Below are 22,095 nucleotides of genomic sequence, written 5' to 3'. Positions count from 1 at the left end.
GTAGCCGTCGAACTATGGGGATCAGCCCCCCGCTGGGTCAAGGGGAATCCCCGTTTCCCAAGGACAACCAGCGAGTTCCAGCCGGGCTCCGGGTCGGTCTCAGGCCAAGGCCGGTCCCACCGCCGCGTGGCGGGTCAGGAACTCGTCCGCCAGCCCGTAGTAGGCCTTCGCGCCGATGCCGTCCGGATCGTGTTCGAAGATGGTCTTGGCGTGGCTGGGAGCCTCCCCGAGACGGATCGTGCGGGGGATCACCGTTTGGTAGAGTTGGTTGGGGAAGTAGTTGCCCACCTCGTCCACCACCTGCTTGGCCAGATTCGTGCGTCCGTCGAACATGGTCATCACGATGCCTTCCAGCGTCAGATCAGGGTTTGCTCCTGATTCGCGGATCTGGTCGATAACGTGGACGATCTTCGCCAAGCCCTCGAGACCGAACCACTCGCACTGGAGCGGGATCAGGATCTCATCGGCCGCAGCCAGCGCGGAGGTCATCAGGACGCCCAGGGAAGGAGGGGTATCCAAGAGGCAGAAGTCGAATAAATCATTGGGCTTCAGCCCCTGAAGATGGGTCCGCAGGCGGACCAGATGGTCATCCCCGCGGGCGAGCTCGATCTCCACCCCGGCAAGATCCATGTGCGAAGGAATCACCGAAAGATTATCGCGACCGGAGGCCATGATCTTGTCGCGCACGTTCGCCTCGCCGAGCAGGGCGGGATAGACGGTGGCATCGCCATCCACATCGAGCCCGAGACCGCTGGTGGTATTCGCCTGGGGGTCGAGATCGATCAAGAGGACGCGCTGCCCGCGGAGGGCGAGGGCAGCGGACAGGTTGAGCGCGGTGGTGGTTTTCCCCACGCCACCTTTTTGATTGGCAACGGCGACGACTTTCATCTGGCGCGAGCGGACAGGAGCGGCGCGGAGTCTTCCGCCCCGGGCGTCCCCTTGCAAACAAAACCGGAGCGAAGTGTGACGCGTGGATGCTAGCGCTTGGTGATCGCTTCTTCGATCACCCGACAGCTTTCATTCATCCACTCCTTCACCCGGAAACGCGTGCCGATCTCGCGGGCCCGTTGCTTCAAGGCCGTATCCCCGATGAGACGGTCGAGCATCGCCGCAATCCTCTTCGCCTTGAATTGCCGGGGATGCAGGCCATCTCCGACACAGAGATCCCGCACGCGGCTCAAGGTGTCGAGTTGGTCATGGGCCATCGGCTGGAGAAGATGGGGGATGCCTGCCTGCAGCGCTTGGGCGCAGGTGCCGACGCCGCCATGATAGACCAGCGCTGCAGCGCGGGGCAGTACCTGGCTGAAGGGCACGAAGGGGTAGTGACGGATTCCTTCCGGAAGATGGGATGGAATCGTGTCCGGAAAGCGACTGAGAAGGATGCCTCTCTTGCCAGTCATTTGCAGTGCCTTCACCGCTTCATCGAAAAAGGAATGGCCGCGATCCATCGCGCTGCCCGGTGTGAAGATCACCGGTGCCTCGCCGCCATCGAGGAAGTCCGCGAGATCACCGGGCAGATCGCGGATGCCCGCTTCATCGAACATCGGGAAGCCGGTAATGCGTGTCTGCTGCGGCCAATCCGGTTGAGGAGGGCCGAACCAATCCGGGAAGAGCGCGAGCACCCGATCGGGCGAGTGCCAGCTATGAAGCATGTTCCTCGCAGGTGGAAGCCCGACGCTCTTCCGGAAGCGGTTGAGTCCCGGCAGAACGAGAAAGTCGACCACTCGACCCGCCGCCCACCACTGGGTGCGCTTCATCCATCGCGGCGCATTCTGTGGAACCGGAGCTCCGTGGAGAACGGGTTGCCGATACTCGCTCACGAAGAGGGATGGCGCGAGGTGAACGCTCACGATCGGAATGCCCCACAGGTCTCGTGCGGCGAAGCTTCCCCATGCAAGGGAACTCGCAACGATCACGGTCTGCCCGGGCAGATGCAACTCTTTGGCGATCTCCAGGATCGCTTCGTAGCTCGGGTCGACCGCATTCTTCACCACCGAGGCGAGCGCCTTGCGCGGGTGCCAGATATGCGGATCGCCCTGAACTCGCTCGAAGTCGGCAACGGTTCCCAAGGCGCGGAACTCAAGCCCGGCGCGCTTCACCAACTCCTCGAAAAAGGCGCTGGTGGCCACGAAGACTTCATGCCCGCGGGCCTGAAGCGCACGGCCGAGACCGAGGAAGGGATGCACATCCCCGGCGCTGCCCATGGCGTAAATAAGTATCCGCATTCCTATCGCTTAAGTGCCCGGGCGAGCGGGGCTTGGCAAGCGGACTGAGCTACCCGGCGCTGCTATGACGCAGCAGGAAATACCACGCGGAACAAGGTGCCTCCCGCAGGGGAACTCTCGACTTCGATTTTCCCGCCGTGGCTTTCCACCACCGATCTCGCGATCGCCAGACCGAGACCGGTGTGGCCATTGGCCGGACCGCGGGCCGAGTCGGCGCGGTAGAAGCGATCAAAGAGGTGTGGCAAGTGCTCCGCGGGGATGCCGGGGCCGGAGTCCGAAACCTCAAGCAGCGAGCCTTCGGAACGCAGGAGGGTCCGCACCCTAACAATCCCTCCTGCGGGCGGATGAACCAAGGCATTCGAGAGAAGATTCTGCACCACCATGGCGAGGGAATGGGGATCACCTTGGAGCAGGGCGGGGGAGAGCTCCCGTTCGATCTTGGTCGCATGCTCGTCCGCCATCGGCTGGAGCAGGTCGGCCACGCCGGCAGTGATCTCCGCCAAGTCGCAGGGCACATGCGCGGCACCCACGGTTGGCAGGTCCTGCTTCGCGAGGATGAGCAAGGATTCGACCAAGGCCCGCATGCGCTCCGCCGCAGCGCGGCAGGTGCCGATGATCTCGCGGTATTGTTCCGGCTCACGTTCGCGCTTCAGGGCCCGCTGCGTTTCAGAAAGGATGATGGTGACCGGTGTGCGCAGCTCATGAGAGGCATCGCCGGTGAAACGCTTCTGGCGTTCGATGGCATCCGAAAGCCGGTCGAAGGTTTCATTCAGCACCCGCCCCAGACGTCCGAGTTCGTTGTCGGTATTGGCGATCTCGATGCGTTGGTCGAGGTTACCCGCGGCGATCCGCGTGGCCGTGAGCCCGATGTCGTCGATGGGCTTCAAGGCACGGCCTGCGAGCCACCAACCGCCGGAGAGACCTAGCAACCACAGCGCGCCGCCGCCAAGAGCGAGAAGCAAACCGAAGCGCACCAAGTCGCCTTGCTCCGCACTGATATCGCGGCCGATGATCGAGCTGATTCCATCGGAGCCCTTGCGGTGATGTTCGCGGAAGTTCTTCTTCTCGACGTAGCGCGGCGGGCCATCCGTGGCCTGCACCGGCGGGGTCAGGCCTTCCGGCGCATTCGCGGAAACGAAGAGCGGGCTGCCGTCCGCATCCCAGAAGGCGAGGTAGCATCCGCCGCCCTCACCGGAAAAGAGCGCATGCAGTTCGGGCGGGAAGGCGGAGACATCACCGGGGTTGCGGAGGCGCTCGCGGATTTCATCCATGTCGCTCTTCTTTTCATTCTTCTTTTCCACCGGCTTGGAAGCGAAGAGGGCGCGGAAGAATGTCCCTTGGAAGCCGCGGATCTCGCGGTCGATCTGGTCGGTCTTGTCATTCGCCGCGAGGCGGAAGGCCAGCAGGCAGAGACCTGCGATGAGCACGAGCAGGATCAGGCCATACCACAGCATCATGCTCCACCGCACCGATTGGAAATAGCGCCTCATTCGATGCAGTAGCCGTGACCGCGGCGGGTGGAAATGAAGGATGCGCCCAGCTTCTTGCGCACGTTCGATACGTGCACGTCGAGGAGATTGGAGAGCGTATCCTCGTTCTCGTCGAAGAGGTGTTCGTAGAGCTCCGTGCGGCTCACCACGCTGCCACGGTGATACGCCAGATACTCGACCAAGCGATACTCGCGGGCGGTGAGGGATACCACCTCATGATTGCGACTGATCGTCCTGCCGCCGGTGTCCACGGTGATCTCGCCGATCTCGATCAGATTCGATCCCGCGCCGGAACTGCGGCGGATCAGGGCACGCAGGCGGGCCAGAAGCTCGTCGAAATCGAAGGGCTTGGTGAGGTAGTCGTCGGCTCCGGCATCGAGCCCGCGAATGCGATCAGGAATGGCATCGCGCGCGGTGAGCATCAGCACCGGAGTGGCTTTCTCACGCCGCAAACGGAGCAGCAACTCCCAGCCATCGAAGCCGGGAAGCATGCCGTCCAGGATGATCGCGTCGTAACCGGCATCGCTCGCCTTCGCCAATCCTTCCGGGCCGTCTTCCGCCGCATCCACGGCGTAGTCCTCCTCCCGCAGCCCTTCGGTCAGGCTGTGGCGAAGGAGGGGATCATCCTCGATGACGAGAAGGCGCACGGTGCTGGATGATAGGGATGCTTACTCGTGCCTCAAGGCTTCGATCGGATCGAGCTTGGCGGCACGACGGGCAGGCATGAAGCCGAAGAGCACGCCGATGGCAGCCGAGAAGATGACGGCGATGATATTGATCTTCGGATCGAAGGTGAAGGGCGCGCCGACCAAGGGCGAGAGCACGTAACACAGGCCATAGGCCAAGCCGATCCCGCTCAGCCCGCCCACGCAGGATAGGGTGACGGCCTCCACCAGGAACTGGAGCATGACCTCCCTAGCCCGTGCGCCGATGGACATGCGGATGCCGATCTCGCGCGTGCGCTCGGTCACGGACACGAGCATGATATTCATGATGCCGATACCGCCTACCAGAAGACTGACTCCCGCGACCGCGCCAAGCAGTCCCGTCATGGTCTTCACGCTCGAGCTCATCACCTCCGCGATCTGGCGGGTATCGGTTACCGAAAAGTTGTTGGATACCGTGCGAGCGAGATTGCGCCTTTCGCGCATGAGCGAGGTGATGTCCGCCATGACCGCGTCGGTCGGATAACCGTCCTCCGTGGAGATCATGATCTGGTTGACGTTCTGCTTGAACATCTGGCCGTTCAGGCGGCTCTGCAGGGTGGTGATCGGGATGATGATGTTGTCATCCAGGTCATCGCCCCATCCGGCCTGTCCCTTCACTTCGGTCACGCCGATCACGGTGACGGCGGTATTCAGCAGGCGGATCTTCTCTCCGAGCGGGTCACGTCCATTGAAGAGCTCCTTCTTGATCGTCTCGCCGATGACTGCGACCGGAGCGCCTTCATTCAGCTCATCCATCTCGAAGAAGCGACCACTGGCGATCTTCCAGTTTCCGATCGGGAAGTATTCCGGGTAGGTGCCTTGGACATCGGTCTGGCGGGCTTCCTCGCCGTAAATGGCCTGCACGTTGGTATTCGACATCGGCGTGATGTGACGGATGCCGGGAACCTGGTTGCGGATCATGTCCACGTCCGTGGCGCTGAAGAGCGGCGCGGCGGACGGCCCCCAGCCTTGGCCGGGCCGGAGCGTGAGCAGGTTGTTACCGAGCTTGGAGATCCCTTGCTTCAGAGCCTCGGTGGCACCGCTGCCGAGCGTGACCATGGTGATCACTGCCGCCACACCGATCACCACGCCAAGCACGGTGAGGAAGGCGCGGGTGAGATTCCGCCGGATCTCCCGCAGCGCGATGATGAAAGCATTCCAGAACATGGACGTCATGGCTTCTTGGCCCGGGCCGGGCGATTTTCGTTGACGACGTCCGAGCCGATCAGGCCGTCGCGGACATGGACGATTCGTTTTGCATAGTGCGCCACGTCGTCTTCGTGGGTCACCATCAGGATCGAGATGCCGCGGTCCTCATTGAGACGGCAGAGCAGTTCCATGATCTCCAGCGTGGTTTTCGAATCGAGGTTACCGGTCGGTTCGTCGGCGAAGAGCGTGCCGGGATTCGTGACGATCGCGCGGGCGATGGCGACGCGTTGCTGCTGGCCACCGGAAAGTTCCGCCGGAGTGTTCCGCTCCTTGTCGGGGAGACCCACGCTGGCCAGAGCGGCACGTGCCATCTCATGGCGTTCGCGGCGGGTGTAGCCGCGATAGAGCAAAGGAAGCTCGACATTCTCCAGAGCGGAGGTGCGCGCGAGCAGATTGAAGCCTTGGAAGATGAAGCCGAGGGCGTGACGACGCAGCAGCGAGCGCTGGTCCTTGTTGAGTTGGTCCACGGAGATTCCATCGAAGACGTAGGAACCGGTGGTCGGGGTATCAAGGCAGCCGAGCAGGTTCATCAGCGTGGACTTGCCCGAGCCGCTGGGACCCATCACGGCGACGAACTCGCCTTTGTTGATGTCGAGATCCACGCCCTTGAGCGCTTGGAACTCGGCATCACCCTTGCCGTAGGTCTTGGTGAGGGACCTGAGCTCGATGAGACTTTCCATTCTCAGGCGGCGGTCACGGGTTTCGCGCTCACGATCACCTTCATGTCCTCGCTCAAGCCTTCACCGGAGACCTCGGTGTCATTGCCATCGGTGATGCCGACGGTGACCGGGATCTCGACCGGTTGACCGTCCTTGAGCACCCAGATGCGGGCGCCTTTCTTCGGGTCAGGAGATCCGGCGGCGCCTCCGCCACCACCGGCCAGGCGGCGCCAGCGACCACCACCCGGGGAGAGGTTTTGCACCAGCGTGCGCTTCCCATCCTCTTCCTCCGGCTTGCCGAGCTTGGCCGCCGCGACGGGATCGAAACGCAGGGCTGCATTCGAAACCTTGAGAATGTTCTCCTTCTTCGCGACGAAGATGTTCGCCGTGGCAGTCATGCCGGGACGCAGGCTGAGGTCGTCGTTGTTCACTTCGAGCTCGGTGCTGTAGGTCACCACATTGTTCGTGATCACGGAGCCGAACAGGACCTTTTTCACGGAGGCCTTGTAAACGCGCTGCCGCCAGGTGGAGACCTCGAACTCGGCTTCCTGTCCGGCTTCGAGGCGGCCGATCTCGGCCTCACCCACGGCCACGTTCAGCTCCATCTTGCGCAGGTCCTCACCGATGATGAAGAGCTCGGGAGCGGTGAAGGATGCCGCCACGGTCTGGCCGACCTCCAGCTTGCGCGAAAGCACGGTGCCATCGACGGGCGAGCGGATGATGGTCTTGCCGAGGTCGCGCTCGATCGACTTCAGGTCGGCTTCCGCCTGGGCCACCGAGGCCTTCGCGCTTTCGAGGTCCGCGTGCGCGCGGGTGACGGTGGCTTCGGAAGTTTCCATCTCCGCCTTGGAAGGAGTCTGGCCGCCGCTGAGCTTGTGAAGCTCCTGCAGGCGGGCATGCGATGCCTCGCTTTCCTTCAGGGTGGCTTCGACCTGGCTTACCCGTGCCTTGGCTGCGAGCAGCACGGCACGGCTGCGTTCGGTCTGGCTTTCGAGTTTTGTGGTGTCGAGCTTCGCCAGCGGCTGCCCCTTCTTCACCAGATCGTTGGTGTCGACATAGACTTCCGCGGCAGTGCCGGACAGCTCGCTACCCACGGTCACCTGGTTGATCGGGGCGAGCGTGCCGGTGGCGGTGACTTCGATCGAGAGATCACCCCGCTCCAAGGGCTGGGTGAGGTACTCGGGCCCCTGGGGAGCTTCGCTTTCACGAGACTTGTAGTACCAAGTGCCGGAACCGACCGCGGCAAGGCCGAAGGCGATGAAGAACCACTTTCTAACAGGGCGCGACTTGCCGCGGGCAATAATGGCGGCGAGATCTTCGGATGAATCTTTCTTGGACATTGCGGGTGCGAAGAATGGGTTCAGGAGCCTGCGGACCAACCGCCGCCGAGCGCCTTGTAAAGTTGGATGTGGGCTGCCGCGCGATCCGCGCGGACATTGATGAGGCTCTCTTCCTGCGCGAGGTCGTTGCGCTGGGCATCGAGCACGGTGAGGAAGTCGATCACCCCGGTGCGGTAGCGCTGGGTGGCCAACTTGGATGCCTCGCGACCTGCGGCGGCGGCCTTCTCCACGGATACCATTCGCTCCTCCGTGCGGCGGCAGGCGATCAGGGCATCCTCCACTTCCGATAGAGCGGTGAGGATGCTGGACTCGTAGGAGAGTAGCGCCTGCTGTTCGGCCTCGCCCTGTGCCGCGATGTTTGCCCGGATCCGTCCGGCATCGAAGATGGGACCGGAGATGCCTGCGATGATGCCCGCGGCTGCGGATTCGGGATTGAAGAGCTTCGAGCTTGCCAGGGTGTTCACACCGAGGCTTCCGCTGAGTCGCAGGCTGGGCAGCTTGTCGGCCTCGGCCGAGCGGGTGTTGGCGATCGCGGCGATCCAGTTGTAGCCGGCAGCACGGACGTCGGGACGCTGACGGATCGTGTCCGCAGGGATGCCGATCGCAAGCTGTCTACCCGGAACGGGCACGGACCCGACGCCCAAGCGAACATCTCCCGGAGTGCGACCGCAGAGCAGGGAGAGGCGATTGCGTGACTGGCCGATGTTTTGCTCGAGGCTGGAGATCGAGCCCCGCGCTGATTCCAAGCTGGATTCCGCTTGGCGCAGTTGCAGCGCATCGATTTCGCCCGCTTGATGACGCCATGAGGCGAGCTGCGTGGTTTCCTCCCGGGTCTTCACGCTTTGCTTCACGACTTCCAGTCGTGACTCAAGGGCTCGCAAGTCGATGTAGGCGAGTGCCACTTCGGATGCCAAAGCCGCTTGAGCAGAGTGGAAGTTCTCTTTGGTCGCATCGGCACTTGCCGACGCCGCAAGGATCGATTGCCGGTTCTTGCCGAAGAAATCCAACTCCCAAGAAGCGCTCAGGCCGGCGGAGTAGGAGGTGCCCGAGCCGGTGCGGGTCCAGTCGTTGAAGCCTGCGCTGGTATTGCGGCCGCCGGAGTAGTCCAAGGTGGGGAAGAGCGATGCTTGCTGCGCTGCCTTCCGGGCGAGCGCCTCACGAACGCGGGACATCGAGGCCGCCATGTCGCGGTTTCCGGCGAGCGCCTCGCGGATCAAGCTGCTCATACGGGCATCGCCGAATTGGTTCCACCAGCGCGAGAGATCGTGATCCGGGGCTGCGGTGGGGAAATCGGCAGCATTCCGCCAAGAGACCGGGAGCGTCACGTTTGGCGAGGAAGTCGTGCCCGTCTTCATGCAGCCGGGCAGCAGCAGCGCGCACGATCCCGCGGCGAGGATGAGGGTGAGGCGGCTTCCGGTCGTGATCATGCGGGTCAAATTGTCAGAGGCTACCTTTAGAAAACGTGAAGCCGCCGGTTTTTCTCTCGCTTGCCGCGAAAACGAAAAAGCCGCTCCCGGATCGGGAGCGGCTTTGAAATGCTGGTGCTTAGCGGGCTGCGCTGGTGCTGGAGCCGCGGAAACGACCTCCGCCACCGCCACTCCGGCGTCGGCGTCGACGCCTTGCGGGGTTGGCCGCTTCGCTACCGCCCGGATTGGCTTGGGTCTGATTCTGCGGCTGGCGCTCGCCGCGGTTACCCCGATCGCCTTGGCGCTTCGGTGGCTTGTTCGCATTGACCTTGACCGGGGCCGAAACCCTAACACCCCGAGCGTGGCGGTCCGCCACGGCGTCGTCATGCCAGCGATGGTCGTCCCAGCGTGGCACGGACATGCGGATGATCTTCTCGATGTCCCGCAGGTATTCGAGTTCCTCTTCCGAGCAGAAGGAAACCGAGCGCCCTTCGGCACCCGCCCGGCCGGTGCGGCCGATCCGGTGCACGTAGGCTTCCGGCTCGTTGGGCAGATCGTAGTTCACCACCAGACCCACATCCTTCACATCCACGCCGCGGGCCGCGACATCGGTGGCGACCAGGACGGGCACGAGGCCTTTGCGGAAACGCTCGAGCGCTTTCTCACGTTGTGCCTGCGACTTATTGCCGTGAATGGCATCGGCTTGGAAGCCGGCGGCGGTAAGCCCCTTCGCCAGCTTGTTCGCGCCGTGCTTGGTGCGGCTGAAGACAATGGTGAGCTTCGCGTCCGTGGCGGAGGCTTGCTCCTTGAGCAGTTCCTCCAGCAGCGAGCGCTTGTGCTCCTTGTGCACGAAGGCAACCTTTTGCTCCACACGCTCTGCAGTGGTGGACTGAGGGGCGATCGTCACCTTTGCAGGCTCGGTCAGGATCGTCTCCGCGAGCTTCACGATGTTCGGAGCCATGGTGGCGGAGAAGAACAGCGATTGGCGTTGCTTCGGCAGCATCCCCACAATGCGGGTGACATCGCGTTGGAAGCCCATGTCGAGCATGCGGTCCACTTCATCCAGCACGAAGAACTCCACGCCGGAGAGGTCGAGGAACTTCTGGTCGATCAGGTCGAGCAAGCGGCCGGGAGTGGCGACCAGCACGTCCACGCCGGTCTTCATGGCGGCTACCTGCGGGTTTTGGCCCACGCCACCGTAGATCAGGGTCTGGCGGAAGCGGACGTGGCGACCGTAGGTGGTGAAGCTCTTGGCCACCTGCACCGCGAGCTCGCGGGTCGGGGTTAGCACCAGGGTGCGGGCGGTCTTCTGCTTCAGCGGTTTCGGCTTCTCATGCAGCGCGTGCAGGATCGGCAGGGCGAAGCCCGCGGTCTTGCCGGTGCCGGTCTGCGCGGAGCCGAGGAGATCGCGTCCCTCTAACAAGATCGGGATCGCTTGCGCCTGGATCGGCGAGGGGGTGGTGTATTCGAGTTCGCGCAACGCGCGATGGAGAGGCGCGGCCAACGGCAACGCCTCGAACGGGGTCGGGGTCATGTATTCAGATGCCTGCCCGCGCGGAGTCCCGGCGGCTGGCGGTGTCGATGAGCATCAAGGGAGTCCTCGAACCATCGCTCATCGATGAAGACAGGAAGAGGGGGCGGAACCGTCGAATTGGCTCCTGCCGGTCGCAACCGACGGCCCTTCACTATCCCGGATAATCCCCGAAGGCAAGCGGTTTCCTAGCGGGCCTGCGAGAGGCCGGGCCGCCGGTCATGAGATCATCCCGCGGGCTCCGACCAATTGGTAGACACCGTGCGCCCTGAATGAGAGAAGCGGTGAATGTTCCGCTCCCTGCGTTTCGCCGTACGTGCCGTTTGTCTCCTGACAGTGATATTTTTGGCATCCTGCAAGACCGGCGGGTATCACTACGGGAAGTCGAACTTCACGCTCTCACCCGGCTTTTCGCGCATTCATTCTCCGGGGTCCTTCACTGCCATCACACGCTCGGCCACCAGCCCGGAGATGTTTTCCGTAGTCTGGGCCACCCATGGGCAGGATCCTTTCAAGCTCACTCCTCAGCAGTGGTATCGCGAGGGCGATGCGGCCCTGAGAACTTTGAATGTGCACAAGGGCTTCAGCAATGCCCGCGAGATCAGCCGCAGCATCGGTCAAAGCGGTAGATTCCGCACCATGGACCACGTGTTGTCCGGCACGATGAATAACTCCGCTTATGTCTCCTCCGACATGGTGATGAGTTCGCGGCTCTATCACTCCAGGGACGAAGTTTATTTCTTCTTTCTCGCCCAGTTCCGGAGCGCTCACGCGGCTGACCCCTCACGATTCTCGCGGATCATGGACTCGGTCCACTTCGACGAGTAGTCTGAGCACCAGCCAACTGGCGATGCCGGTGACGGGTGTCGGATTCGACACAGGAAAGGTGAAACGCGGGCCGCTACGGTCATGCTAAACCCTGATTGCGATTCGTTTGGAACACTTGATTATCCATGAGAATTGACATCGTCACCGACACCTTCGCTCCCGACGTCAACGGCGTGGCCATGACGCTCGGTCGCCTCTGCGACGGACTCCGCCGCCGGGGACATTTGGTCCATGTGATCCGCACGGGAGAGGGTGGGGGAAAAGGGGAGACCATCGCCGCATCGGTCCCGCTGCCCGGATACAAGGAAGTCCGCGTCGGGCTTCCCGGGCCTTTCAAGCTCCGCAAGCGCTGGACGAAGCGTCGCCCAGATGCCGTCTATGTGGCCACCGAGAGCCCGCTCGGCAGTTCCGCGATCAAGACCGCCAACGCCTTGGAGATCCCGGTCGCCGCAGGCTTCCACACGAACTTCCATCAGTACATGGAGCAGTATCGCCTCGGCGGACTGCAACCGGCCGCGATGGCCTATCTCAAACGCGTCCACAACCGCGCGGATCTCACGATGGCGCCCACCACCGACGTGGTCGACATGCTGCGCCGCGAGGGCTTTAACAACGTCCGCCTCCTGGGACGCGGCGTGGACACTCTGCTCTTCGATCCCGCCAAACGCTGCGCCACCTTGCGAGCTTCGTGGGGTGCGCGCTCCGAGTCACCCGTTGCCATTGTGGTGGGTCGTGTGGCCGCCGAGAAGAACCTCCCGTTCGCGATGGAGTGCTTCCGCAAGATGCGCGAGCGCGTGCCGGATCTCCGTTGCGTGGTCGTGGGCGATGGCCCCCTGCGCGAGAAGCTGCAGGTGGAGAATTCCTTCGTAAACTTCGCCGGAATGCAGACGGGCGAGGACCTCGCGCGTCACTATGCCTCGGCCGATATCCTGCTCTTTCCTAGCGAAACCGAGACTTTCGGCAACGTCCTCCTGGAAGGCATGGCCAGTGGTCTGGTCACCGTCAGCCATGACTACGCCGCCTCCGCCCGTCACGTGGAGCACGGTGGCAACGGCCTGAAATGCGCCAAGGGCGATGGCTCGGCTTATCAAACCGAGTGCCTCTCAGCTCTGGAACGCTGGCGCGATGACAAGTTCCGGGCCCGCGCCAGACAATCCGCCGAATCCCTCGGATGGGAACAAGTCGTGGAGGCCTTCGAGAGCCACCTTGTCGAGGCCAGCGAAGCGCGCGGCCCAGTCACGCTCACTCTCAAGGAGCGCAAGAAACGGCCGAAGCGAAACTTCCGCACCATCTTCCTCTCCGACATTCATCTCGGCACCGAAGACTCGAAGGTCCACGAGGTTATCGACTTCCTCAAGCACACCCGCTGCGAGAAGCTGGTGCTGAATGGCGACATCATCGACGGCTGGGCCCTCAAGCGGGGCACCAAATGGCGCAAGCGCCATAGCAAATTCATCCGCACCGTGCTGAAGAAGATGGAGAAGGACGACACCGAGGTCGTCTATCTCCGCGGCAATCACGATGACATCCTCGAGCGCTTCCTGCCCCTCGGCTTCGGCAAGCTGCAGTTCGTGAAGGAGCACATCCACAAGGGCGTGGACGGCAAGCGTTACCTGGTTGTTCACGGCGACGGCTTCGACTCCGTCTCCACCAACCACAAGTGGGTGGCCGTGCTTGGCGCGATCGGCTACGACGCCTTGCTTCGCGCCAACCGCGTCTACAACCGCTACCGGGCTTGGCGCGGGAAGGAATACTACTCCGTCAGCAAGGCGATCAAAGCACGCGTGAAGTCCGCAGTGAACTTCGTGGGCGAGTATGAGATCCAACTCCAAGACTTCGCCCGCAAGCGCAACTGCGACGGCATCATCTGCGGCCACATCCACACCCCGGAGGACAAGCAGGTGGGTGAGATCCGGTACCTGAATTCCGGCGATTGGGTCGAGAGCATGACGGCCATCGTCGAGCATCACGACGGACGTCTGGAGCTCGTGCACTACACCGAGTTCATGGCCGCGCTGGCCGCGGAAGTGCGGCCGGCGAAGGACCGGAGCCGGATCGAAGCGGGCTTCGTCCTCTCCGCCTGATTAGGCATCCGCCGGCGGATCCCAGCGCTCTTCTGCAAAGGGCGGAGGCACCGGCTCGCCGAGGTGCGCCGTGTAGCCTTGCTTACCCTGATACCAATCCGCGGGCTGGAGCTGGGAAAGGAAGACCTCGCCGCGGATCACGCTGCCGGTGGCCGAGGTCCAGCAGACCGTGCCCAGCGCGCCGGAGATATCCTCCACCTTGAGCAATCCCGGGAATCCGGGAAGCCTCACCGTGTCACCGATCTTCACGTGCATGGCTTGGAGGGCCGCTCCGGGCCCTATCCCTTCTCCACCCGCATGCCCGGCGAGTCAAGGGCGAGGGCGAAGGATTCGCGGTGGAAAAAGAGAAAAGCTCGGGCGAGTGTCCCAATGCCGCGTCCCGATTCGTCGCAGTATTGAAGCAACCTCATTCAAAGCCATGTCACTCCGCTCCAAAATCAGTCCCTGCCTGTGGTTCGACGGTCAAGCCGAGCCAGCCGCCCGCTTCTACACCTCCGTCTTCAAGAACTCGAAGATCGAGAACATCTCTTACTATAGCGATGTCGGCAAAGAGCACCACGGGCAGGAATCCGGAACGGTCATGGCCGTCGGATTCCAGATCGAAGGCCAGACCTTCACCGCTCTCAACGGCGGCCCGATCTTCAAGATCAGCGAGGCCATCTCATTCCAGATCGACTGCGAAACCCAGGAAGAGGTGGATTACTACTGGGACAAGCTCAACGAAGGGGGAGACCCATCCTGCCAAGCCTGCGGCTGGCTCAAGGATCAATTCGGCGTCTCATGGCAAGTCGTCCCGGCAGCCTTGCTCGAGATGATGCTTGATCCCGACGCCGCCAAGGTCCGGCGCGTGACCGCCACCATGATGGAGATGAAGAAGCTCGATATCGCCGCCTTGAAAGCCGCTTACGACGGCTAAACTTTCCAGCGTCCGATCGAAAGACCCGTCCTGCGTTCCCATTCGTAGGCCGGGCATCGGGTGAGTAAATCCGCTTCGCCGAAGAGGATCACCAGCTTGGGAGGTTTCCTGCCGGTGAAGGCTACGATCTTCTCAAGCTGGTCGGGGCCGTCCCAAGGGATATCCCGAATCCCAACTTCATGACGACCGGCCCCTTCCTCGTAGGACGTCACTCCGTCCATCCAGGCGGGAATTGGGTAGAGGGAGAAGTCAATCTCATCCTCTTCAAACCAGAAGTGAGTCGAGCAATTGGTCCGGTTGTAGCAATCTTTTATCGAAAGGGAGTAGCTCTCCTTGAGCGTCCGAATCACTGACTCGTCCGCAAACCCGGTGTAGTGGATCGTCGTGAACCCGGCGGCTGCGATGATCTCCTGGATCTCGGCCAGCGTGTAAGGATCGACGATGGGGAAATGTGTCCTCATTCCTTCTATTGAGTTCGCTCTCCCAGCCGCACCGCCACCGACCGGGCATACGGCTGAAAACCAAGTGCCTCCGCAGCCTTCATCGAAGGCACATTCGCTACCAAGGTTCGATACTGCGGAACAAGTCCGGCGGCGATAGCCCTTGCGGCCAGATGGCTGGCTGCCCGCTTCGCATGTCCACGCGCCCGGAAATCCGGATGAGTGACCACGCAGATGTGAGCAATCGAATCATCCCAGACCTCGTAACCCGCGAGGGCCGCCAACTCTCCGGCCTCAAAGGAACCCGAACAGGGACTGTCGCCAAGATCGCTCCCGCCGTGTTCCCACTCCATTTCACTGCAAGCCCCTCGAAGCTCATCAATCATGCCGCGATCGAGGCCATCCATCGCGCGCACATCGCCACCCGCATCCCTGACGCTATCCGCATATCCGATAAACGCCGGCCCGATGACACGATAGCCTTGGCCGCTGAAGTGCGATGCGAGGACATCCGGAGACAAGCCCTCCGAAGGCAAGCGTCCGGCCAATTCCTCAAGCCGATCGGCAGGGAATGACACGATCGCACGCCCATCCCGGAACAGCGCGAAGACTCCATTGTAATCCGCGAGAGCCTCGCCATGAGGTTTCATCCACACTGCCGTCGAGAAAAGCTCATCCTCACGGCAACCCAGCTCCCGCGCCCAATAGGCATCGGCCACCGCTCGCCAAGGGGGATTCGTCATCGCCCCTATCTATCAGAATCGTGGCCGGCGGCGAGCCCGAGCTCCGGATAAAATGAAACGGTCCGGCACTTGCGCACCGGACCGTTTGGCACCCGTTGGAAGGTGACCCTTGGCGGGCGAACCCGCCGCCGGTCACAGAAGTTCGTTGAGGATGTTCTCCATCAGTTCCTGGCGGCCGGACGCGATCACCGGCTCGGGATTGCGGAGCACCCAGTCGGTCAGCTGGTCGAAGTCCATCGCCCCGCTTTCGATTTGCTGGCCGATCCCGCTGTCCCAGCTTGAGTAACGGGACTTCACGAAGTCGGCGATGCGGCCGTCCTCGCGGATGGCGGCAGCGGTCTTCAGACCGCGGGCGAAGGCATCCATGCCACCGATGTGGGCGTGGAAGAGATCGACCGGCTCGTGGGACTCACGGCGGCGCTTCGCGTCGAAGTTCAGGCCACCGGTGGTGAAGCCGCCCATCTCGAGCAGCTTCAGCATCACCTTGGTCGTGCCATACAGGTCGCTCGGGAATTGGTCGGTATCCCAGCCCAGTAGCTCGTCGCCTTGGTTCGCATCGATCGAGCCGAGTGCACCCGCGTCCATGGCTACGGTCAACTCGTGCTCCATCGTGTGGCCGGCGAGTGTGGCATGGTTGGTCTCGATGTTGAGCTTGAAGTGCTCGAGCAGATCATACTGCCGGAGGAAGTTCAGGCAGGCAGCCGAGTCCGAGTCATACTGGTGGGTGGAGGGTTCGCGTGGCTTCGGCTCGATATAGAACTGGCCGGTGAAGCCGATCTTCTTCTTGTGAGCGACGGCCATGTGCAGGAGCGTGGCCAAGTGATCCAGCTCGCGCTTCATGTCCGTATTTAGCAGGGTGGCGTAGCCTTCGCGGCCGCCCCAGAAGGTGTAGCCCTCGCCGCCGAGCGCGTGGGTGGCATCCATCGCCGCCTTCACCTGGGCTGCGCCGTAGGCGAAGACCCGGGCATCCGGCGAGGTGCCGGCGCCCTGCGAGTAGCGGGGGTGCGAGAAGAGGCAGGCCGTGCCCCAGAGCAGTTTCTTGCCGGTCGCCTTCTGCAGGCCGCCGAGGTGCTCCACCACTTGGTTAAGAGCCGCCGTGGACTTGGCGAAGTCGTTCAACTCCGGAGCGATGTCGCGATCGTGGAAGCAGTAGTAGTCGATATCGATCTTCTCGAGGAACTCGAAGAAGACGTCCGCCCGCTTCTTGGCGTTGTCCACGGAATCCGACTGGTCATCCCAAGGGGTGACCGCCGTCCCCCCGCCGAAAGGGTCGGCCAGACCGTTCCGCATCACGTGCCAATAGGCTGCGCCGAAACGGAAATGTTCACGCATCGTTTTCCCTTCGATCACCTCGTCGGGATTGTAATGCTTGAATGCGAATGGATTCTTGGATTTGGGGCCCTCAAAGACGACCTTGGGAATGTCCGGGAAGTAAGCCATGGGTGAAATCGCAATACGGTTTCGCACCCCGCGAGTCCATCACTGAATTGTGTATGATTGCGTAATTCCTGTCGGGTGAATCCGAATTAGTGCGCGGGAGTGGGTGGGGGACGGGCTTGCCAAGGTGCTAAACCCGAAGATGGATTGTGACGTAACCGTCACCTGCCGTCGAGCTCGCGACGGCTTCTGCCCCCTTGCAAAAACCCACCCGATGCGACCATTTCTTGTCTCGCTGCTGCTTTTTGTGGCAATTTCGCCCCTCGCGAAAGCCGACCCCGTGATCTCGGAATTTTGCGCCAGTAACCAAAACGGCCTGGAAGATGAGGACGACGATCGTCCGGATTGGGTCGAAATTCACAATCCGGATTCCGTTTCTGCGGATCTCACAAACTGGTATCTCACCGACAACGCCTCCGAGAAGAACAAGTGGCGTTTCCCGGCCGTAACCATCGCTCCGGGGGGCTATCTGGTGGTCTTCGCCTCGGGCAAGGACCGGCGTGTGACCGGGCAGCCCCTGCATACGAATTTCTCCCTCAGCGCGGACGGTGAATTCCTGGGCTTAGTGCGTCCGAACGGGTCCACGGTCGTCTCGCAATATAACCCCTCCTTCCCAGCCCAGTTCCCGGATATCTCCTACGGCCTGCCATCGAATGTGTCTCCGGTGACCTTCTTCACCGAAAGTGCGGCCGCCCAATGGACCGTGCCCACTTCTGCCACGGTCCCCGGCACGAGCTGGATCCAGCGAAATTTCATCCCCGGAGCGGGTTGGACCTCCGCGAACCTCGGTCTGGGATTCGACACCAATACCACCGCGGTGGACTACAATCCGCAGATCGGCGCGAACGGGAACACCCGGACAGCCATGGTCAATGCGGCGAATCGCTCCTGTTATGTCCGGATCCCATTCAACGTTCCCGCGGGAATGTCGATCGCAGGCCTCAAGCTACGCGTGAAATACGACGACGGCTTCATCGCTTGGCTCAATGGCCAGCCTCTGCTCTCCGGGAATACCCAAGTCCGCCGGAATTGCCCGAACCCGGTCCAGTGGAATAGCCAAGCCACCGGGACCCAGCCGGTGGACGCCGATAGCCTCATCTTCACCGACTTCGACGTCACGGAAAGCAAAGGACTGATCGTCACCGGGCAGAACATTCTCGCGATCCAGGCGATGAACGTGAACGCCACCAGTTCAGATTTCCTGATTCGGCCCGAGTTCGCAGGCGAGGAGTTCGCGGCCGGTGACCCGCTCCCCGCCGCCTACTTCTCCACGCCTACGCCGGGTGCCCGGAATTCCGGATCGAGCGGCGTCGTGATCCCTCAGGAGGTTACGTTCTCGCGTCAGTCCGGCACCTTTACGGGCAACTTCAATCTCACTCTCGGCGGAGCGATCTCGGGGCAACAGATCCGCTACACCACCGACGGCAGCACTCCCACCGCCAGCTCCTTGCTCTACTCCAGCCCCGTCCCCGTCGCGGCCAGTGCGCGGATTCGCGCTCGGATCGTGTCGACCACGACGGGGGCGCTCGGGTTTATCGGGGCCCGGCACTATGAACTGATCGATACCACCATCGCGAACTACGATGCCAACGGTGCCTTCAGATCTTGTCTGCCGATTGTCGTGATCAACAATTTCGGCGGAGGGGACACCGGTGAGGCCAAACAGGACTGCCGGGTGCAGCTCTACGACCGTGATGTGAGCGGCTTCGCCTCGCTGGCCACCAATTCGGTACCCATCATCAACCTGCGCGCTGCGGTGAATCGCCGGGGAAGGAGTTCGTCCGGCTTCCCGAAGCGCTCTTGGAATATCGAGTTCCAGGATGAAAGCGGTGCAGGGAAGGATGTCGAGGTTCTGGGTATGCCCGCGGATGAGGACTGGGCCTTGGTCGGCTGCTACGACTTCGACCGCGCCTTCATGCGCAACCAATGGATCTACGAGGTCAGCCGTCAGGCCGGGCGCTGGGCTCCGCGCACCCGATTGGTCGAGGTGGTCTTCAACCAGAATGGCAATGCACTCAGCTTCGATCCGGCCAATAACAACGCGAACAACGACTACCGCGGCGTTTACGTGCTGATCGAGAACATCCGCCGCGGCAGCGATCGGGTGGACGTGGCGAACATGGAGCCCTCCGAGACGACCCTTCCCGGCGTGAGCGGCGGCTTCATTTTCAAAGTGGATCAACCGGAGGCCGATGAGTTCCAATGGCGCACCCAGCGCAACAACCCGGCAGGCGCGGACGCACTGGTGATCCACCGGCCGAAGCTCGCGGACTTGGCCACGCAGCAGAGCAGCTATCTGGTGAACTACTTCCAATCCTTTGAAAATGCCGTCTACACCGAGGCTTCCGCAGGGTTCACCACGCGGACTTACCGCAACTACATCGATTCCGAGGCATGGGCGGACCACAATATCTTCAGCATGGTATCGAAGAATGTCGATGCTCTCCGGCTCAGCGCCTACTACCATAAGGACCGTGCCGGGAAGATGGCGGCGGGTCCTCTCTGGGACTTCGACCGCTCCGTGAATTCCACCGATGGACGCGACAACGAAACCAACACTTGGCATGGCACCGGCGACGGAACCAACTACTTCCTCTTCGCTTGGTGGTCGCAGCTCTTCCAAGACATCGAGTTCCGGCAGCTCTACGTGGATCGCTGGCAGAAGCTGCGCGACGGCCCGCTGGCCACGTCGAATGTGAATTCGATCCTCGACGGTTACCTCGCCCAGTTCCGGCCTGCCGACACGAACAATCCCGCGAAGCGCGACTACGCCCGCTGGTACGGCTCCGCCACTTCCAATAACATCACGACTGAAACCGCCGTGATGAAAAACTGGCTCTCGAGCCGTTCGACTTGGATCGATAGCCAGTTCGCGACCCGCCCGGGCATTCTTCCCGCAGCAGGCCCCGTGACCGCGGGGCAGACCGTGACCTTCACCGTGCCCCCCGGCAGCACCGTCTTCTACACGCTCGATGGCAGCGACCCGCGGGCGGAAGGCGGCGGCACCTCGGCAAGCGCTCTGCAATACACCGGCACCCCGGTCGTGGTCTCCGCCACCACCAAAGTGACGGCGCGAGCCCAGCGCAGCGGCAGCTTTGCAGTTCCCGCCACCAACTGGAGCGGTCCGGTCGAAGCGCTCTATCTCGTCAACGAAAGCTATGCCAGCGCAGCCAATCTGCGGGTGAGCGCGATCAACTATCATCCGCTCGATCCCGACGATGCTGAAGCCCTCGCGATGCCTGAGGCGGAAGGCGGGGATTTCGAATGGATCGAGTTGAAGAACGTCAGTGCCGGCGCGGTGAATCTTCAGAACGTCTCCTTCGGCGAAGGCTCGCCGGCCAGCGCTCTCACGCTTCCGGCATTCACGCTCGCACCGGGCGCCCGGGCCGTGGTCGCGAAGAATGTCCAAGCATTCACGCTCCGCTACGGGGCCGCCGCGGCCGCACGTATCGTGGGCCTATGGACGGGCGACGGAGGCTTGGACAATGCAGGGGAAGCAATCAGCGTGCTGGATCGGAATGGGGCCGTGATCGCCGAGTTCAATTACGACGATGAGGACGATTGGCCGGAACGGGCGGACGGCGACGGCAGCGCTCTCGAGTATGTGGCTCTGGGCAATCTCACCTCGGACTACGAGAATCCTCTCAACTGGAAATCCAGCGTCGCCGTGCATGGGGATCCCGGTATCACCTCGGCACCGGCCCTGTCGGGGGTGGTGATCAATGAGATCCTCGCCAATACCGTGACACCTCAAGGCGACGCCATCGAGCTGCGCAACAATGGTCCGGCCCCGGTGAATCTCGGCGGTTGGTTCCTGAGCCATTCGGCGGATCCCGAGTATGGAGAGGATCTCAAGACTTACCGGATCCCGGATAACACGGTGCTTCCTGCGGGAGGATACCTGCTGATTGGCGAAGCGGCCTTCAGCCCGAATGGGGAGATGAGTCTCGATGGCCATCGGGGGGGGAGCCTCTGGCTGGTCTCCGCGGATCCCGCCAATGGCAAGTTCCGGAACTTCGAGGACGCTCCGGAATGGACTCCGGTTTTGCCGGGCATTGCCTACGGGCGCTTTCCGGACGGCTCGGGGGAGTTCACGCCTTTGGCGAGCTATACGCCTTCGCAGGCGAACTCGGCAGCGCGTGTCGGGCCGGTCCAAATCACCGAGATCCATTATCATCCGGCGGGCGTCACGCCGGAGTTCGTCGAGATCTCGAATACCGGCAGTGCCGTAGAGGATCTGGGCAGATGGACGCTCCGTGGCGATGTCGATTTCGATTTCCCGGTGGGCTTCACGATTGCCCCGGCGGAAGCCATCGTCCTAGTCGCCTTCGATCCGGTTCTGCAGGGCTCCCAAGCCACCAGCTTCCGGAATCAGTATGGTGTCCCGGCGGGAGTCCGCTTGGTCGGGCCTTGGTCTGCGGCGGATACTTTGGGGAATACGGGCGGGGAAGTGCGTCTGCGCAGACTGGTGCCTCCGCCGGAGGAAGAACCGGCCTATGTGGGGCTGATGGTGGAGGACGAGGTGAATTATCTCGCTTCCACGCCGTGGCCTAGCACTGCGTCAGGTACCGGCTCGTCCATTCGCAGGGTGGGCGTCCGTAAATGGGGTAGCAATCCCTTGGCATGGACCGCGGGTGCGCCCGGCCCCGGCAGCGGGGTAGGGGGATACTCCGCGTGGCGCATCGCCACTATCACGTCACCTGCTGGCGGGCCAAATGAGGATGCGGACCGCGACGGCCTCGACAACTTCGTCGAGTATCTGCTCGGTTCCGATCCTAACAGCTTTACCGCGCTTTCCTCGGCGATCGATCCGAACAACGGCAGTCCGCGCTTCGTTCTGAACTATTCGGTGCGCAAGGACCGCGACGACGGCACGCTTTCGGCCTTCCAATCCGGGGCATTGAACCAATGGACTCCCGCCACCCATGATGAGCTGATTTCTACCAGCGGTGCGACCGAGCTCCGCAGGGCTTGGCTGCCCTTGGGATCTCGGGGCTTCTTACGTCTGGAAGCATACGAGGCGCCTTGATCTGTCTGACATCTCGGAGGTATTCAAATATATCGAAGTCCTCTCTAGCAG

The 22,095-nt window shown here is 62.3% G+C and carries 17 protein-coding genes; 4 read left to right on the top strand and 13 right to left on the bottom strand.

Annotated features, from left to right (window positions below; translation table 11 throughout):
- Positions 1–99: 99 nt before the first annotated feature.
- The 9 genes from OJ996_RS11805 to OJ996_RS11765 form a co-directional block, all read right to left on the bottom strand.
- Positions 100–888 carry a ParA family protein gene (locus OJ996_RS11805; protein WP_264513789.1) on the bottom strand — a complete coding sequence of 263 codons (789 nt, stop codon included), beginning with the start codon at positions 886–888 and terminating at the stop codon, positions 100–102.
- Between the two features lie 89 nt (positions 889–977).
- Positions 978–2,225, bottom strand: a complete 1,248-nt coding sequence (locus tag OJ996_RS11800) for a glycosyltransferase (RefSeq protein WP_264513788.1) — start codon at positions 2,223–2,225, stop codon at positions 978–980.
- A gap of 62 nt (positions 2,226–2,287) precedes the next feature.
- Positions 2,288–3,715 (bottom strand): sensor histidine kinase, encoded by a 1,428-nt coding sequence (locus tag OJ996_RS11795; RefSeq protein WP_264513787.1) that lies wholly within the window; start codon positions 3,713–3,715, stop codon positions 2,288–2,290.
- Positions 3,712–4,362: a response regulator transcription factor gene (locus OJ996_RS11790; protein ID WP_264513786.1), complete on the bottom strand. Its 651-nt coding sequence runs from the start codon at positions 4,360–4,362 to the stop codon at positions 3,712–3,714. Before OJ996_RS11790 ends, OJ996_RS11795 begins: the two co-directional genes overlap by 4 nt.
- Before the next feature lie 21 nt (positions 4,363–4,383).
- Positions 4,384–5,589, bottom strand: a complete 1,206-nt coding sequence (locus OJ996_RS11785) for an ABC transporter permease (protein WP_264513785.1) — start codon at positions 5,587–5,589, stop codon at positions 4,384–4,386.
- A gap of 5 nt (positions 5,590–5,594) precedes the next feature.
- Complete coding sequence (locus tag OJ996_RS11780) at positions 5,595–6,311, bottom strand: ABC transporter ATP-binding protein (RefSeq protein ID WP_264513784.1); 717 nt, start codon at positions 6,309–6,311, stop codon at positions 5,595–5,597.
- 2 nt (positions 6,312–6,313) lie between these two features.
- Complete coding sequence (locus OJ996_RS11775) at positions 6,314–7,630, bottom strand: efflux RND transporter periplasmic adaptor subunit (RefSeq protein ID WP_264513783.1); 1,317 nt, start codon at positions 7,628–7,630, stop codon at positions 6,314–6,316.
- A 20-nt stretch (positions 7,631–7,650) separates the two neighbouring features.
- Positions 7,651–9,057: an efflux transporter outer membrane subunit gene (locus OJ996_RS11770; protein ID WP_264513782.1), complete on the bottom strand. Its 1,407-nt coding sequence runs from the start codon at positions 9,055–9,057 to the stop codon at positions 7,651–7,653.
- Positions 9,058–9,175: 118 nt separating this feature from the next.
- Positions 9,176–10,570, bottom strand: a complete 1,395-nt coding sequence (locus OJ996_RS11765; RefSeq protein ID WP_264513781.1) for a DEAD/DEAH box helicase — start codon at positions 10,568–10,570, stop codon at positions 9,176–9,178.
- A gap of 333 nt (positions 10,571–10,903) precedes the next feature.
- On the opposite strand from OJ996_RS11765, the gene OJ996_RS11760 reads away from it, so the two are divergent.
- Positions 10,904–11,395, top strand: coding sequence for a hypothetical protein (locus OJ996_RS11760; RefSeq protein ID WP_264513780.1), 492 nt, complete (start codon positions 10,904–10,906; stop codon positions 11,393–11,395).
- A gap of 125 nt (positions 11,396–11,520) precedes the next feature.
- Positions 11,521–13,479 carry a glycosyltransferase gene (locus tag OJ996_RS11755; RefSeq protein WP_264513778.1) on the top strand — a complete coding sequence of 653 codons (1,959 nt, stop codon included), beginning with the start codon at positions 11,521–11,523 and terminating at the stop codon, positions 13,477–13,479.
- Here OJ996_RS11755 and OJ996_RS11750 read toward each other — a convergent pair whose 3' ends face one another.
- On the bottom strand, positions 13,480–13,734 hold the full coding sequence (locus tag OJ996_RS11750) for a hypothetical protein (protein WP_264513777.1): 255 nt from the start codon (positions 13,732–13,734) through the stop codon (positions 13,480–13,482).
- 163 nt (positions 13,735–13,897) lie between these two features.
- On the opposite strand from OJ996_RS11750, the gene OJ996_RS11745 reads away from it, so the two are divergent.
- Positions 13,898–14,395, top strand: a complete 498-nt coding sequence (locus OJ996_RS11745; RefSeq protein ID WP_264513776.1) for a VOC family protein — start codon at positions 13,898–13,900, stop codon at positions 14,393–14,395.
- Here OJ996_RS11745 and OJ996_RS11740 read toward each other — a convergent pair.
- The 3 genes from OJ996_RS11740 to xylA form a co-directional block, all read right to left on the bottom strand.
- On the bottom strand, positions 14,392–14,856 hold the full coding sequence (locus OJ996_RS11740; protein ID WP_264513775.1) for a hypothetical protein: 465 nt from the start codon (positions 14,854–14,856) through the stop codon (positions 14,392–14,394). The two genes, OJ996_RS11745 and OJ996_RS11740, sit on opposite strands and share 4 nt — an antisense overlap.
- 5 nt (positions 14,857–14,861) lie before the next feature.
- Positions 14,862–15,578 carry a GNAT family N-acetyltransferase gene (locus tag OJ996_RS11735; RefSeq protein ID WP_264513774.1) on the bottom strand — a complete coding sequence of 239 codons (717 nt, stop codon included), beginning with the start codon at positions 15,576–15,578 and terminating at the stop codon, positions 14,862–14,864.
- 132 nt (positions 15,579–15,710) lie between these two features.
- Positions 15,711–17,018 carry a xylose isomerase gene (gene xylA / locus OJ996_RS11730; protein ID WP_264513773.1) on the bottom strand — a complete coding sequence of 436 codons (1,308 nt, stop codon included), beginning with the start codon at positions 17,016–17,018 and terminating at the stop codon, positions 15,711–15,713.
- A 211-nt stretch (positions 17,019–17,229) separates the two neighbouring features.
- On the opposite strand from xylA, the gene OJ996_RS11725 reads away from it, so the two are divergent.
- Positions 17,230–22,044: a lamin tail domain-containing protein gene (locus tag OJ996_RS11725; RefSeq protein WP_264513772.1), complete on the top strand. Its 4,815-nt coding sequence runs from the start codon at positions 17,230–17,232 to the stop codon at positions 22,042–22,044.
- The last annotated feature ends 51 nt before the right edge of the window (positions 22,045–22,095 follow it).

Origin of the sequence: Luteolibacter rhizosphaerae (assembly GCF_025950095.1) — a bacterium.
Taxonomy (GTDB): Bacteria; Verrucomicrobiota; Verrucomicrobiia; order Verrucomicrobiales; family Akkermansiaceae; genus Haloferula; species Haloferula rhizosphaerae.
The sequence above is the reverse complement of the archived record's forward strand: the minus strand, read 5'-3'. Positions and strand labels throughout refer to the sequence as shown.